12 protein-coding genes are annotated in these 13,908 nt (G+C 70.3%); 4 read left to right on the forward strand and 8 right to left on the reverse strand.

Annotation, left to right across the window (positions count from 1 at the left end; all coding sequences use genetic code 11):
* Window positions 1–4: 4 nt before the first annotated feature.
* Genes argJ through argG form a run of 3 tightly spaced genes read right to left on the reverse strand, consistent with a single transcriptional unit; the run spans window position 5 to window position 3,641 of the window.
* Window positions 5–1,156, reverse strand: coding sequence for a bifunctional glutamate N-acetyltransferase/amino-acid acetyltransferase ArgJ (gene argJ, locus ACT26F_RS07605; protein ID WP_471669907.1), 1,152 nt, complete (start codon window positions 1,154–1,156; stop codon window positions 5–7).
* Entirely contained in the window at window positions 1,153–2,196 is a 1,044-nt protein-coding gene (gene argC / locus ACT26F_RS07610; RefSeq protein WP_471669908.1) for an N-acetyl-gamma-glutamyl-phosphate reductase, read from the reverse strand. The genes argJ and argC overlap by 4 nt, the downstream gene beginning before the upstream one ends.
* The gene (gene argG / locus ACT26F_RS07615; protein ID WP_471669909.1) at window positions 2,196–3,641 is read right to left on the reverse strand and encodes an argininosuccinate synthase; all 1,446 of its coding nucleotides are present in this window, start codon (window positions 3,639–3,641) and stop codon (window positions 2,196–2,198) included. Before argG ends, argC begins: the two co-directional genes overlap by 1 nt.
* A 54-nt stretch (window positions 3,642–3,695) precedes the next feature.
* Between argG and ACT26F_RS07620 the strand changes: the two genes are divergently transcribed.
* Both ACT26F_RS07620 and ACT26F_RS07625 read left to right on the forward strand, forming a co-directional pair.
* Window positions 3,696–5,474 (forward strand): DUF2207 domain-containing protein, encoded by a 1,779-nt coding sequence (locus ACT26F_RS07620; protein WP_471669910.1) that lies wholly within the window; start codon window positions 3,696–3,698, stop codon window positions 5,472–5,474.
* A gap of 59 nt (window positions 5,475–5,533) precedes the next feature.
* Window positions 5,534–6,085 carry a LemA family protein gene (locus ACT26F_RS07625; protein ID WP_471669911.1) on the forward strand — a complete coding sequence of 184 codons (552 nt, stop codon included), beginning with the start codon at window positions 5,534–5,536 and terminating at the stop codon, window positions 6,083–6,085.
* 15 nt (window positions 6,086–6,100) lie between these two features.
* Here ACT26F_RS07625 and ACT26F_RS07630 read toward each other — a convergent pair whose 3' ends face one another.
* The 4 genes from ACT26F_RS07630 to ACT26F_RS07645 form a co-directional block, all read right to left on the reverse strand.
* Window positions 6,101–6,721, reverse strand: coding sequence for a pyridoxamine 5'-phosphate oxidase family protein (locus ACT26F_RS07630; RefSeq protein ID WP_471669912.1), 621 nt, complete (start codon window positions 6,719–6,721; stop codon window positions 6,101–6,103).
* Window positions 6,722–6,852: 131 nt separating this feature from the next.
* A complete protein-coding gene (locus ACT26F_RS07635; RefSeq protein ID WP_471669913.1) occupies window positions 6,853–9,261 on the reverse strand; it encodes an immune inhibitor A domain-containing protein in 2,409 nt (802 codons plus the stop codon).
* Window positions 9,262–9,359: 98 nt separating this feature from the next.
* Window positions 9,360–10,475 (reverse strand): branched-chain amino acid aminotransferase, encoded by a 1,116-nt coding sequence (locus tag ACT26F_RS07640; RefSeq protein ID WP_471669914.1) that lies wholly within the window; start codon window positions 10,473–10,475, stop codon window positions 9,360–9,362.
* Window positions 10,476–10,506: 31 nt separating this feature from the next.
* Window positions 10,507–11,565, reverse strand: a complete 1,059-nt coding sequence (locus tag ACT26F_RS07645) for a 3-isopropylmalate dehydrogenase (RefSeq protein ID WP_471669915.1) — start codon at window positions 11,563–11,565, stop codon at window positions 10,507–10,509.
* Window positions 11,566–12,049: 484 nt separating this feature from the next.
* Here ACT26F_RS07645 and ACT26F_RS07650 point away from each other — a divergent pair, with 484 nt between their 5' ends.
* Window positions 12,050–12,613 (forward strand): O-methyltransferase, encoded by a 564-nt coding sequence (locus ACT26F_RS07650; protein WP_471669916.1) that lies wholly within the window; start codon window positions 12,050–12,052, stop codon window positions 12,611–12,613.
* A gap of 82 nt (window positions 12,614–12,695) precedes the next feature.
* The gene (locus tag ACT26F_RS07655) at window positions 12,696–13,127 is read left to right on the forward strand and encodes an aromatic ring-opening dioxygenase LigA (RefSeq protein ID WP_471669917.1); all 432 of its coding nucleotides are present in this window, start codon (window positions 12,696–12,698) and stop codon (window positions 13,125–13,127) included.
* Between the two features lie 69 nt (window positions 13,128–13,196).
* On the opposite strand, the gene yczE is transcribed toward ACT26F_RS07655, so the two are convergent.
* Complete coding sequence (yczE, locus tag ACT26F_RS07660) at window positions 13,197–13,805, reverse strand: membrane protein YczE (protein WP_471669918.1); 609 nt, start codon at window positions 13,803–13,805, stop codon at window positions 13,197–13,199.
* Window positions 13,806–13,908: the final 103 nt, after the last annotated feature.

The following is a 13,908-nucleotide window of genomic DNA, read 5'->3' on the forward strand; positions in this document are numbered from 1 at the left end:
TTCCTCACGTGGAATAGGCCGAGTTCTCGTGCACGTAGGCCTGCGTCAGGTCGTTGGTCCAGATCGTCGCGCTCGCATCGCCGGACTTGAGGTCGATCGTGACCGTCACGGACCGCGGTTCCAGGTCGACCAGGTCGATCGACTCGCCCACGCCGGAGTTGCGGCAGACCCACACGTCGTTGACCGCTACGTCGAGATCGAGCGGGTCGAACTGCGCCTGCGTCGTGCCGACCGATGCGAGGATGCGGCCCCAGTTGGGGTCCTTTCCGAAGATCGCGCACTTGAACAGGTTGCTGCGGGCGACGGCGCGGCCGCACTCGAGCGCGTCCTGCTCGCTGGCGGCGTTGATCGTCGTGATGGCGATCTCGTGGTCGGCGCCCTCGGCATCGGCGAGCAGCTGCCGCGCGAGGTCGTGGCACACGTGGGTGAGCGCCTCGGTGAACGCGGCGGCGTCGGGCGTCGCGCCCGAGGCTCCCGAGGCCATCAGCAGCACCGTGTCGTTCGTGGACTGGCAGCCGTCGGAGTCGAGCCGGTCGAAGGTGGCCGCGGTCGCCGAGCGCAGTGCGGCGTCGAGCGTGGCCGCATCGAGGTCGGCGTCGGTCGTGATCACCACGAGCATCGTCGCGAGGGCCGGGGCGAGCATGCCCGCGCCCTTGGCCATGCCTCCGACGACCCAGCCGTCACCGTGCGCGACGGACTGCTTCGCGACGGTGTCGGTCGTCATGATCGCGGTCGCCGCCGCGGTTCCCCCGTCGTCGGCGAGCTCCGCCACGGCCGCGTCGACCCCGGCGAGCAGCCGCGGCTCGTCGAAGAGCCGACCGATCAGACCCGTGGAGCAGACCTGGACGTCGATCGGGCCGATGCCGAGCAACTCGGCGGCACGCTCGGCGGTGCGGTGGGTCGCGACGAAGCCGTCGGGGCCCGTGTAGCAGTTGGCGCCGCCGGAGTTCAGCACGACCGCGCGGGCCGTTCCGGTCTTGATCGCCTGCTCGCTCCAGATGACGGGGTGCGCCTTGCAGCGGTTCGACGTGAACACGGCCGCGGCCGAGGCGGACGGACCGTCGTTCACGACGACGGCCAGGTCCGGCTTTCCGGACTCCTTGAGTCCCGCGGTCACTCCCGCGGCCCGGAATCCCTGTGCTGCCGTCACGCTCATGGCGCCACTCCGATCGTGCTGAGGCCCGTGGTCTCGGGCAGGCCGAGGGCCAGGTTCATGGACTGGATCGCCCCGCCGGCAGTGCCCTTGACGAGGTTGTCGATCGCCGTGACGGTGACGAGCCGGCCCGCCTTCGCGTCGACCGCGACCTGCAGTTGCGCGGCGTTCGCGCCGAGGACGGCGGCCGTCGTGGGCCACTGGCCCTCGGGCAGCAGGTGCACGAACGGCTCGTCGGCGTAGGCCGCGTCGTACGCGGCCCGGACCTTCTCCTCGTCGACGCCGTCGACGAGCCGCGCCGTCGCGGTCGCGAGGATCCCGCGCGCCATCGGCACGAGAGTCGGCGTGAACGAGATCGTGACCTCGTCCGCCCCGGCGCGCGTGAGGTTCTGGACGATCTCGGGGATGTGCCGATGGCTGCCGCCCACCGCGTACGGGGAGGCGGAGCCGAGGCCCTCGGAGGCGAGCAGGTGCGTCTTGAGCGCCTTGCCGGCTCCGGAGAAGCCGTTCGCCAGGACGGCGACGAGGTCGGTGGACTCCACCAGGCCGGCGGCGATCGCCGGTTGCAGGCCGAGCGTCACGGCCGTGACGTTGCAGCCGGGCACGGCGATGCGCGTGGCGCCCGGCAGCGTCGCGCGCTGGCGGGTGTCGCCCGTGATGAGCTCGGGCAGACCGTACGGCCACGTGCCAGCGTGGTCCCCGCCGTAGTACTCGGCCCAGTCGGCACCGGACTCGAGCCGATGGTCGGCACCGCAGTCGATCACGAGCACGTCGTCGGGCAGCTGCGCGGCGACGGCACCCGAGGCACCGTGCGGGAGCGCGAGGAACACGACGTCGTGACCGGCGAGGTTCTCCGGCGTCGTCTCGGCGACGATCCGGTCGGCGAGCGGCACGAGGTGCGGCTGGTGCGCACCGAACCGCGTCCCGGCGGAGGAGGCGGCGGTGAGCGCGCCGATCTCGACCTCGGGATGGGCCAGCAACAGCCGCAGCACCTCTCCCCCGGCGTAGCCCGTCGCGCCGGTGACGGCGACCCTGATCGTCATCAGTCGGCCCCGAACTCCATCGCGGCGTCCTCGAGCGCGATCTCACCCTGCACCTCGTCGGAGTCCGCGTCGATCGCCGGGTTGGCCTCGATCCGCATGGCGCCGCCCTCGGGCAGTTCGCCGAAGAGCGTGCCGTTCTCGACGAGCACCTGGCCCTGGTCGAGGGGCTGGGCCGCGTACAGCTCGAGCTTGGCCCGCGAGTCGGCGATGTCGAGGTTGCGCATCGTCAACTGGCCGATCCGGTCGGTGGGACCGAAGACCGCGTTGTCGGTCCGCTCCATCGACAGCTTGTCGGGGTGGTACGAGAAGTTCTCACCCTGCGTGTCGAGGATCGAGTAGTCGTCACCGCGCCGCAGCCGCAGCGTGACGTGCCCGCTGACGAGCGAGGCGATCCAGCGCTCGATGGACTCCCGCAGCATCATCGCCTGCGGGTCGAGCCACCGGCCCTCGTACATGAGCCGGCCGAGCCGCCGGCCGTGCGCGTGGTGGTTCGCGATCGTGTCCTCGTTGTGGATCGCGTTGAGGAGCCGCTCGTAGGCGATCCACAGCAGCGCCATCCCGGGCGCCTCGTAGATGCCCCGGCTCTTGGCCTCGATGATCCGGTTCTCGATCTGGTCCGACATGCCGAGCCCGTGCCGGCCGCCGATCGCGTTCGCCTCGAGGACGAGGGCGACCGGGTCGTCGAAGGAGACGCCGTTGATCGCGACGGGCCGACCCTCGGCGAAGGTGATCGTGACGTCCTCGGTCTCGATGTCGACCGACGGGTCCCAGAACTTCACGCCCATGATCGGGTCGACGGTCTCCAGGCTCGTGTCGAGGTGCTCGAGGGTCTTGGCCTCGTGCGTCGCGCCCCAGATGTTGGCGTCGGTGGAGTAGGCCTTCTCCTGGCTGTCCCGGTAGGGCAGGTCGTGCTCGACGAGCCACTGGCTCATCTCGGACCGACCGCCCAGCTCGTGCACGAAGTCGGCGTCGAGCCACGGCTTGTAGATCCGCAGCTCGGGGTTGGCGAGCAGTCCGTAGCGGTAGAACCGCTCGATGTCGTTGCCCTTGAAGGTCGAGCCGTCGCCCCAGATGTTGACGTCGTCCTCGTGCATCGCCCGGACCAGCAGGGTGCCGGTGACGGCGCGGCCGAGCGGCGTCGTGTTGAAGTACGTCTTGCCCGCGGACCGGATGTGGAACGCCCCGCACGCGAGCGCCGCGAGGCCCTCGTCGACGAGCGGCCGCTTGCAGTCGATCGCGCGCGCCAGCTCGGCGCCGTACGCCATGGCGCGGCCGGGAACCCCGGAGATGTCCGGCTCGTCGTACTGGCCGAGGTCGGCGGTGTACGTGCACGGGACCGCGCCCTTGTCGCGCATCCACGCGACGGCGACGGACGTGTCGAGTCCGCCTGAGAAGGCGATGCCGACGCGTTCGCCGGCGGGGAGACTGGTGAGGACCTTGGACATGCGGAACATTCTTGCACAACTCTGCAAGAGTTTGCATGCCGGTACGATCCACCCATGACTCGTGTCCTGCTGCGCGTGCTCGCAGCCGTCGTGCTCGCCGGGGTCCTCGTCGTGCCCGCGCTGGCCACGATGGTCGACTCGTCGTCGTCCGGAGTCGCCGACCCGGTCACGATCTCGCGCTACCGCGCCGAGTACCGCGTCGACGCCGCCGGTGACCTCCGGGCGACCGAGACCATCACGGCCCAGTTCCCCGGCGGCCGCCACGGGATCTTCCGGTACTGGGACGTGGCGGACGTCGCGGACGCGTCCGTGCGCTACCGCCCGCACGACGTCACGATCCGGCTCGACGGCAGGCCGGTCCCGGTCGAGTCCCTGTGGGAGCAGGGCCGCCGCTTCCGGGTCGCGAAGATCGGCGACCCGGACGAGTACCTGACCGAGGGCGTCCACACCTACACGATTCGCTACCGCATCGACGGAGTGCTCGCACCGAACCCCGAGCGGGTGGCCGACGCGAGCTCGAGCTGGACCGGCGGGGACGACGACCGCTCCGAGTTCGTGTGGCAGGTCGTCGCCGCCGGCTGGAGCATGCCGATCACGCGGGCCGAGATCACCGTCGACCTGCCGGCCGACACCGACCGGCTGGAGTGCTCGATCGGGGACGGGCGCCCGTGCGAGGTCGACGGCGCGGGCACGTCCCGCGTGAGCCTCACCGCGTCCGACCTCGCCCCGAACACGGCCGTCGTGGTCCGTGCCGCGATGGACGAGCCCGCGCCCGCCCGGGCCCACGTGCCGTGGTCCGTCGGCTGGGACCGGATGCTCGGCGCGCGCTGGTGGCCGTTCCTGACCTCGCTCGTGCTGGCGGCGCTGGCGCTCCTGGCCGGCTGGCTGCTCGATCGGTCGAGCCGCGAACGGCAGCCGGGGTTCCCGGTCGTCTTCGAGCCGCCGACGGGTCTCGGGCCCGTCCAGACCGCCTTCATCGTCGACGAGCGGATCCCCCGGCGTGCCCTGACGGCGACGCTCATGCACCTCGCCGAACAGGGCCACGTCGAGCTGACCGAGTCCGGCGGCGACTGGACGGTCACGAGCCGGCTCGGTCCGCAGGCCCTCGAGGGACTCGATCCGGTCGCCCAGCGCGTCGTCGCGGACCTGGGCCTGCAGACGGCGGGCTCGACGTTCCACGCCGACGGCTCGGTCTCCTCCGGCGCGACCCTCAAGTCGTTGCAGGGCCAGTTGGCCGGAGCCACCTCGTCGTGGGGCACCTCGAGCGGTGCCACCGTCACGGCGGGGCGTGAGTGGCTCTGGCGCGGTCTCCTCGCGATCTCGCTCGCGATCGTCGTGATCGGCACGTTCCTCGGGGTGATCGGGGTGTGGCTCCTGCCGTTCGCCGCGTTCGTGGTCGGCGCCATCGGGCTCGTGCTGCCGGGCGTCGGCTCGCGCCGCACCGCCACCGGACGCGACCTGTGGTCCCGTGCGGGCGGATTCGAGCGGTTCCTCAGCACGGACGCCTCGAAGGACCGCTTCGACTTCAGCGGGCGGGAGGAGCTGTACACGTCGTTCATCCCCTACGCCGTCGCGTTCGACGTCGCCGATCGCTGGGCGCGCAGGTACGAGACCTCCACGGGCCGGTCCGCCCCGATGCCGCTCTGGTACGCCGGGGGCGCCCATTCCTCGGGCACGGGCTACTTCGGCGGCGGCGACGCGTTCAGCAGCTTCGAGAACGCGATGACCAGTTCGATCAGTGCGTACAACGCCACGCAGTCCTCGTCGTCCTCCGGCGGTGGCGGCGGCGGGTTCAGCGGCGGTGGTGGCGGCGGTGGTGGCGGTTCGTGGTGAACCCCACCGCGCGTCAGTAGAGTTCGACCAGTTCCCGAACCCCGGAGGTAGCCGTGATCATGTGGATCGTCCTGGCCGTCGTCGTCATCCTCGTGGTGTTCGGGGTCGTCGCCTTCAACAAGCTGCGCACGGCGGACATCGGCGCCCAGGAGGCGCTCGGCGGGATCGACGTGCAGCTCACCCGGCGCGCCGACCTCATCCCGAACCTCGTCAACACGGTCAAGGGCTACGCCCAGCACGAGAAGGGCGTGTTCGAGGAGGTCACCGCGGCCCGCGCCGGAGTGACCGAGGCCGCGAAGTCCGGGTCGGTCGAGCAGCGGGCCGCTGCCGAGGAGCGCCTGGACAAGGCCCTCGTGGACGTGATGGCGGTGGCCGAGGCCTACCCCGACCTGAAGGCCTCGGCCAACTTCCAGCAGCTGCAGGGTGAGCTGAGCGACACCGAGAACAAGCTGTCGTTCGCTCGCCAGTACTACAACGACGCCGTGCGCCGGCTCAACGAGCTGGTCCGCACGATCCCCTGGCTGTTCTTCAGCGGCGTCGCCGGCGTCAAGGAGCGCACCTTCTACGACGCCCCGGCCGGCCAGGAGACCCCGCCGACCGTCCAGTTCTGACCTCGTCGCGCGGGCTCAGCGCCCGAGCACCTCGCGGTCACCGGGGTCTCGAGCCGGATCGTCCGCCGGCAGGGCGTCCTTCGCCCAGTCCGAGCGCTTCCACTCCGGCACCGGCGTCGGACAGTCGCTGCGCGGCACGAACCGTGATCGCCGCACGAGCTCGTAGTGGTGGATGTACCGCGGGCAGTTCGGGTAGACCACCCGGGTGCGGACCCGGACGACGAACTGCGCCTCCGGCCAGTCGGCCTGCAGCGCATCGTCGGGGTCGATGCTCGCGGTGCCCTCCAGGCGCATCCGGTGCCCGCGCTCGAAGTCGATGAACAGCATGCCGACGTCGGGATTGAGCAGCATGTTCCCGGTCGACAGGTACATGCCGTTCCCGTCGAAGTTGGGGAAGGCGACCGTGCGCGGATCGATCACCCGGACGAACCCCGGCTCCCCGCCCTTGTACGAGCAGGTGGGTCGTCCCTCGGCGTCGGCCGTCGCGAGGAAGAACATGTCACGAGCCTCGATGAAGGCCCGGTCGCCGTCGCCGATGTCCTCCCTGACCAGCAGGTGGTCGATCCGGTCGGCCAGGGCGCGCGTGTCGAAGCGGTCCTGCAGGGTCCGACTTCCGTCGTGGAATCCGTACGTCATGTGCCCTCCAGACATCGGGACCCCTCTGCCAGTATCTCCCCGCGACGGTCGATGGTCGAGACCCTCCGGACGCGCCCGGGCGGCACGAAGGCCCCGTCCCGCGAACGGGACGGGGCCTTCGCGGCATCCTCCTACTTGCTGCCCAGCCTCACCTTCAGCGACGTGCCCTCCTGCTCGAGCACCTTGAGGGTGACGCCGGCGTTCGCGACCTTGACGCTCGCGTACGGCGTCGCCGGGTCCCAGTAGGACCTCGTGTCGTCGAACAGGGGCTGCGCGGCCTGACCCCGGATGTAGTTGGCCTGGCCGTTCACGTGCAACGTGAACGAGTCGGCCTTCTGCAGTCCGAACGTCGAGTCGTAGTTCGCCACGCGCACCCGCCACGGCTGACCGTCCAACCGGTAGATCGGCCTCGGGTGCGCGTCCACCGGCAGGATGAGGCCCGAACCCGGGTGGTTGCCCGAGTCGTTGTCGGCATAGGACGTGTCCCAGTACGACACCAGCAGACCGTCCTGCAGCGGGAAGTGCTCGACCCAGTCGGGCTTGGTCGTCGTCCAGCCGAAGTTGTACGGGCCGGACTTCAGGTACTGGTCGAACGACGAGTACGTGCGGTTCGACGCGAGGTAGAAGTTGTCGTACGACGTCGTCGATGTCGCCGCGGCAACCGTGAACCCGTCGGCCGTCCACGGACCCGTACCGAACTCCGCACCGTCGGACAACAGGGTCGAGCCGCCGGCCGTGACCGTGATGTCGTCGACGAACAGGCCCGCGACCCGGGAGGGGTCCTGGCCGGCCGCCGCGCCGTCGGTGAGGTACCGGAACCGCAGTCCTACCGTCTTGCCGGCGTAGGCCGACAGGTCGAACGACGCATCGGTCCAGCCGCTCGTGAGCCCGTCGATCCCGTTGCCCTCATCAGGCGCGGTGATCGAACCGGGAATCGCCGCCCAGCCCGTGCCGTCGTCGACCTCGACGTACGCGTAGTCGCACGGATCGGGGCCGCAGTCCTCGATGTTGTACTGCGCCTTGAAGTTCAAGGTCGCCGGATCGGCCGGCAGTGGCAGGGACACGCTCAACGTGTTGTCGAGATCGTTCCCGCTGCCGCTCCAGTACGTGAACACCCCACTGGCCGGTGGCACGAGATCGGTCGTCACGTCCTTCTTCGGCAGGACGACCGCGAGCGCCTGGGCCTTCTTCGAGTTGTACTCGTGCGGGCCCAGTTGATACGTGCGCTTCTGTCCGGCGACCGCGATCTCGTAGTCGAGCCAGCCGAGCTGCAGCTTCTCCCACGCACCCAGGTCACCGGGACGTGTGCCGATGCCGACGTCGTTCTTCGCCGAGAGTCGACTCTGCGACATCAGGCTCCAGAACTCGGGACCGCCCTGGCCGACACCGGTCGTGTCGTAGAGGTCCGGCAGGCCGAGGTCGTGACCGTACTCGTGCGCGAACACCGAGAGGCCGCCGTTCTCCGGCTGGATCGTGTAGTCGCCGACCCACAGACCCGTGTCGCCGACCTCGGTGCCGCCGAGCTCGTTGTCGGCGGGCCCGGTCTGACCGGCCAGGTTGTAGAAGGCGTACCAGCGGTGCGACCAGACGGCGTCCTCGCCCTGGTACGGATCGCCGTCGGCCTCGTCACCGCCGGCGTGCACGATCTGGAAGTGATCGATGTACCCGTCGGGCTCGTTGAAGTTGCCGTCACCGTCGAAGTCGTAGCGATCCCACTGGTCGAAGCTCTTCAGGTCCGCGGTGATCTCGGCCTGCGTGCGGCCGGCCGCCTCCTGGTCGGCGACCCAGACGTTCACCGCGTCGCGGACCAGCGCCCACGTGTTCGAGCAGACGTGGCCGGTGCACGGGTACCCGCCACTGCGCCCGTACCGGGCCTCGTTGTACGGCACCTTGACCCAGTCGGTGACCTCACCGTCGACGCTGTATCGGCCCGAGGACTGCTTCTCGTAGTAGGTCTTCAGCGACTCTCCCCGCGTCCCGAAGTACAGCTGCCGGTAGTAGTCCGGGCTGTAGTCCGCCCGCCACACGGTCGAGTTGTCCTTCGACCGGTCGGGCGACGGGATCGCGTTGTGGGCGGGGCCGTTGAACACGGTGGGCCCGGGGGTCGTCGGATCGGTGTCCTGGTCGGGATAGTTCGGGTGCCGCTGATCGCCGAACTCGGCGAGCACGACGAAGATCCGGTCGGTGGACTCACGCTGCAGCTCGACGTACTGGTCGACCTTGCGCGCCTTGACCGACTTGCCGGCATGGGCTCGCGCCCGTTGGGCCGTGGTCGACGGCGCGGCCTTCTCGCCCACCTTCACGACCGTGGACCCGTTGCGCTGGGCCGCGTCGCGCCGACCCGACAGCACGTCGGCGACGGCGGTCTGTCGCAGTTGGCTCTGCTTGTCGCCCAGCGGGTTCGGCAGGTTGTCTGCCGCGACCTGGCCGGGACTCGAACCGCCACCGACATCGGGCGCGGCCGTGGCTACCGGAGCCACCGCGACGAGGAATCCGGCCGTCGTGACGGCCCCCAGCAGCGTGAAAAATGGTGTTCGCATGGAGTCCCCCTGGACTCGCGGACCCGCAACCGTGCCCCCGCACGGTGCTCCGCTCCTGCGAAGGCTAGGCGCGGACGGCCGCGCCCGCAAGGGGTCCGTCAGACGGCGCGCGTCATCCAGCCGTGGCGATCCTCGGCGCGCCCGTACTGGATGTCGACGAGGGCCGAGCGGATGTCGGCGGTGACCTTGCCGCACTCCCCCGCACCGTCGGCGCCGCCGCTGGCGACCTCGCCGCCGTCCCACTTGAGCTTGCCGACCGGGGTGACGACCGCGGCCGTGCCGCACGCGAACACCTCCGTGATCGACCCGTCGGCGACGCCGTCGCGCCACTCCTCGATCGACACCTTCCGCTCGACGACCTCGTGGCCGAGATCGCGGGCGAGCGTGAGGATCGAGTCCCGCGTGATGCCCTCGAGGATCGATCCGCTGAGCTCGGGGGTGACGATCGATCCGTCCGCCTGCACGAAGTACAGGTTCATGCCGCCGAGCTCCTCGATCCACCGGTGCTCGACCGAGTCGAGGAAGGCGACCTGGGCGCAGCCGTGCGCGGAGGCCTCCTGCTGCGGCAGCAGGCTGGCCGCGTAGTTGCCACCGCACTTGGCCGCACCCGTGCCGCCGGCACCGGCGCGCGAGAACGACTCGGAGAGCCAGATGTCGACGGGCTTGACGCCCTCGGCGAAGTACGCGCCGGCCGGGGAGGCGATGACGGAGTACGTGACGTGCTGGCTGGGCCGCACACCGAGGAACACCTCGGAGGCGAACATGAACGGACGCAGGTACAGGCTGCGCTCCTCGCCCGTGGGCACCCAGTCTCGATCGGCCTCGACGAGCGCCTTGACCGAGCCGAGGAACCACTCCACCGGCAGTTCCGGCAGCGCGAGCCGGTGGGCCGAGCGCTGGAGCCGGGCGGCGTTCTGCTCGGGTCGGAACAGCCAGATCGACCCGTCGGCGTGGGCGTAGGCCTTGAGGCCCTCGAAGATCTCCTGCGCGTAGTGCAGGACGGCCGTCGCCGGATCGAGCTGGAGCGGTCCGTACGGCACGACCCGGGGGTCGTGCCAGCCCTGCTCCGGGGTCCACTCGGTCAGGAACATGTGGTCGGTGAAGAAGTTGCCGAAGCCCGGATCGGCGAGGATCCCGGAGCGCTCGGCGGTGCTGCGCGCGTTCGGGTTGCGGTCGGTGCGGGGTGCGAACGCGGGAGTGGTCATGCCGGACATTTTAGTCCTTTCGGGGAGGGAGGGTCATCGGTCAGGAGACCGATACCGCCCCGGCCACGCGAGTGGCGATGGCCTCCCCCACCTCCTCAGTGGAGCGCGGCTCGCCCGTGCGGGCGGCGATGTCGGACTCGACCGCGGCGGTGATCGCGGCGGCGGGCTCGGCGTGACCGAGGTGCTCCAGCAGGAGCCCGGCGGACAGGATCGCGGCCGTCGGATCGGCCTTGCCCTGACCGGCGATGTCGGGCGCCGAGCCGTGGACGGGCTCGAACATGCTGGGCGCCGTGCGGTCGGGGTTGACGTTGCCACTAGCGGCCAGCCCGATGCCGCCCGTGATCGCGGCGGCCAGGTCGGTCAGGATGTCGCCGAACAGGTTGTCGGTGACGATGACGTCGAAGCGGCCCGGATCGGTCACCAGGAAGATCGTCGCGGCGTCGACGTGTAGGTAGTCGACCGACACCTCGGGGAACTCGGGGGCGACGGCGGCGACCGTGCGGCTCCACAGGTGGCCGGCATGGACGAGCACGTTGTTCTTGTGCACGAGGGTCAGCTTGCGGCGCGGCCGGGCCTGGGCCCGCGTGAACGCGTCGCGGACGACCCGCTCGACGCCGAACGCCGTGTTGAGGCTGACCTCGGTCGCGACCTCGTGCGGCGTGCCGACGCGGATCGCGCCGCCGTTGCCGACGTACGGTCCCTCGGTGCCCTCGCGGACGACGACGAAGTCGACGTCACCGGGGTTCGCCAGCGGCGTCGGGACGCCCGGGTACAGCTTGGACGGACGCAGGTTCACGTAGTGGTCCAGGGCGAACCGCAGCTTCAGCAGCAGCCCGCGCTCGAGCACGCCCGACGGCACCGACGGGTCGCCGACCGCACCGAGCAGGATCGCGTCGTGACCCCGGATCTCCTCGAGCACCGAGTCGGGCAGCACCTCGCCGGTGGCGTGCCACCGACGAGCACCGAGGTCGTACGCCGTCCGCGAGAACGCGATGCCGGTGTCGCCCGCGACGATGTCGAGAACCTTGAGGGCCTGGTCGGTGACCTCGGGGCCGATGCCGTCGCCGGCGACGACCGCGAGGGAGTACGTGCTGTTCATGGATGCCATCCTAGAACCCGGAATCTCAGATGCTGAAACCCGGGTCTCACGATTCGATCAGTTGTCCTCGGGCGCTTCGTCGAACTCGGGTGCCTCGTCGCGCAGGTGCGCCGGTCCCCATTCGATCGTGGTGGTGGGTCCGTACATGATGTGCTCCTCTGAAGAGTGGGTGCGGTCGGGCGGGATCCGACGGGACCGGCGACTCAGCGGAGGCCGCGAGTCTCGAGTGGTGTCTCGAGTGATTTCAGAGGAGCGGGACCAGGTTGTGGTCGGCCATCTGCGGCACGGAGTCGTCGGGCCAACGCCAGAACTCCGCGGCAGGTGAGTGGCCCTTTAGGAGGTCCTGCCGCGGCGAGCGACTACTACGAGCTGCTTCCGCATGGCCGCGACTCTACACGACCGCGCGGTGGCATCGAGGTCGCCCCGCCCATCTCATTCCGTGGGCCGGCAGGTCACGGGCCGGTCATCGTGGAAGACTCGGACCATGAGCGCACCGGCCGAGGTTCCCGAACTGGTCTCGCGTGCGCTCGACCTCTCACGCCGCCGCGGCTTCATCACGTCGACGCGCAGCGAGACCGGTCGCCTGCTGGCATCGCTCGCGGCCTCGCGCCAAGGCACCCTCGCCGAACTCGGCACCGGCTGTGGCGTCGGCTCGGCCTGGCTGTCCAGCGGCGCACCCAAGGGCGCGCACATCGTGACGGCCGAGCTCGACCCGGGCCTGGCCAAGGACGTGCAGGGGATCTTCCACGACGCGGAGAACGTCGAGGTCACGTGCGGCGACTGGACCGTCCTGGAGCAGTACGCCCCGTTCTCCCTGCTGTTCGTGGACGTGCGCGACGTGATGGCGAGCATCGACGTGCTCGCCGACCTGCTGGAGCCCGGCGGCATCGCCGTGCTGGACGACTTCGTCCCGTCCGCGTTCTGGCCGCCGATCGTCGACGGTCAGGTGGACACGGTGCGCGAGCAGTGGCTCACCGACGAGCGCTTCGCGGCGGTCGAGATGCTCATCGACCCCGATGCGAGCCTCATCATCGCGACGCGCCGCTGAGACGCGACCCTCGACGGGTGACCCCTTCGATCCCTAGGCTCAGGACAACGGGCGCAACGGGGCCCCGACGGAAGGAAACTCCATGTCCGACTACTCCGCCGAAACGAGCAATCTCAAGAGCGTCCGCGTCGTGGGCCTGCTCTCGATCATCGCCGGAATCGTCCTGATCGTCGCCGGCGCCGTGACCTGGGTCGTCATCACGAACCAGCTCGACGCCGAGAACATCACCGTGTCCGAGGACGCCGACATGTTCGGCGGCAAGCAGGTCAAGGGTCCGTTCACGGCCTACGCGCAGGCGGAGGTCATCAACAAGCACGCCCTGGAGGCCACCGGCGGCAAGACCTACGCCGAGCTCGAGCAGGACGATCCGCTGCGGGCCACCGCGATGAACGCCTCGTTCCTGCGGGCATCGCTGTTCACGTCGGTCGTCGCCTACGGCGTCGCGTTCTTCGCTGTCGGCATGGGCCTGCTCTGGCTGCTGCTCGGCTGGTCGCTGCGCAAGCTCGCGCCCTGATCCATCGGCAGACGAGAAGGAGGGCGCGGTCGCCGTGGCGGCCGCGCCCTCTCTCGTCTCCGGGCCTCGTCAGGAGGTGGCGGGCTCGACTCCCCCGCGCGGCTCGGGGCCGATCTCGAACCACGGCAGGAACGCCTGCACGATCGGCCCGATCGTGACGGCGTAGAGCACCGTGCCGACGCCGACCGTGCCGCCGAGCGCGAAGCCCGTCACCAGGACGGCGACCTCGAGCGAGGTGCGGACCAGGCGCACGCTGGCACCCGTTCGGCGCACGAGGCCGGACCACAGGCCGTCGCGTGGTCCGGTTCCCAGACCCGCCCCGACGTACATGGCGCCGGCGATGCCGTTGCCCACGATGCCCGTGGCGAGCAGCAGCACCCGCACGGCCGGGTCGTGCACCGCCGGCACGATCGCGAGGGTCACGTCGACGGCGATCCCGATGAGCACCACGTTCATCACCGTGCCGATGCCGGGGCGCTGGCGCAGGGGAATCCACGCCAGCAGGACGAGCGCGCCGACGACGATCACGATCTGGCCGAAGGTCAGCGGCACGTGCCGGGTGAGGCCGTCGTGCAGGACGTCCCACGGGTCCAGGCCCAGACCCGCGCGCAGCATGAGCGCCATCGTCGCGCCGTAGAGCCAAAGGCCCGCGACGAGCTGGACGAGCCGCCGGGTCACCGACGGGCCCCAGCCGACCGCACGACTGCTGCCGTCGGGAGACGCCGATGCCCGTCCACCCGGACCGCGCGCACGGTCGCGATGATGGCCCACACCGACAGGG

It is taken from the genome of Aeromicrobium sp. SP1, from assembly GCF_055663785.1.

Coding starts and splice junctions, on each gene's coding strand:
- ACT26F_RS07635 (WP_471669913.1), bottom strand. CDS start 9,261: ATGCGAACACCATTTTTCACGCTGCTGGGGGCCGTCACGACGGCCGGA.
- ACT26F_RS07655 (WP_471669917.1), top strand. CDS start 12,696: ATGTCCGACTACTCCGCCGAAACGAGCAATCTCAAGAGCGTCCGCGTC.
- argJ (WP_471669907.1), bottom strand. CDS start 1,156: ATGAGCGTGACGGCAGCACAGGGATTCCGGGCCGCGGGAGTGACCGCG.
- argG (WP_471669909.1), bottom strand. CDS start 3,641: ATGTCCAAGGTCCTCACCAGTCTCCCCGCCGGCGAACGCGTCGGCATC.
- argC (WP_471669908.1), bottom strand. CDS start 2,196: ATGACGATCAGGGTCGCCGTCACCGGCGCGACGGGCTACGCCGGGGGA.
- ACT26F_RS07645 (WP_471669915.1), bottom strand. CDS start 11,565: ATGAACAGCACGTACTCCCTCGCGGTCGTCGCCGGCGACGGCATCGGC.
- ACT26F_RS07620 (WP_471669910.1), top strand. CDS start 3,696: ATGACTCGTGTCCTGCTGCGCGTGCTCGCAGCCGTCGTGCTCGCCGGG.
- ACT26F_RS07630 (WP_471669912.1), bottom strand. CDS start 6,721: ATGACGTACGGATTCCACGACGGAAGTCGGACCCTGCAGGACCGCTTC.
- ACT26F_RS07625 (WP_471669911.1), top strand. CDS start 5,534: ATGTGGATCGTCCTGGCCGTCGTCGTCATCCTCGTGGTGTTCGGGGTC.
- ACT26F_RS07650 (WP_471669916.1), top strand. CDS start 12,050: ATGAGCGCACCGGCCGAGGTTCCCGAACTGGTCTCGCGTGCGCTCGAC.
- ACT26F_RS07640 (WP_471669914.1), bottom strand. CDS start 10,475: ATGTCCGGCATGACCACTCCCGCGTTCGCACCCCGCACCGACCGCAAC.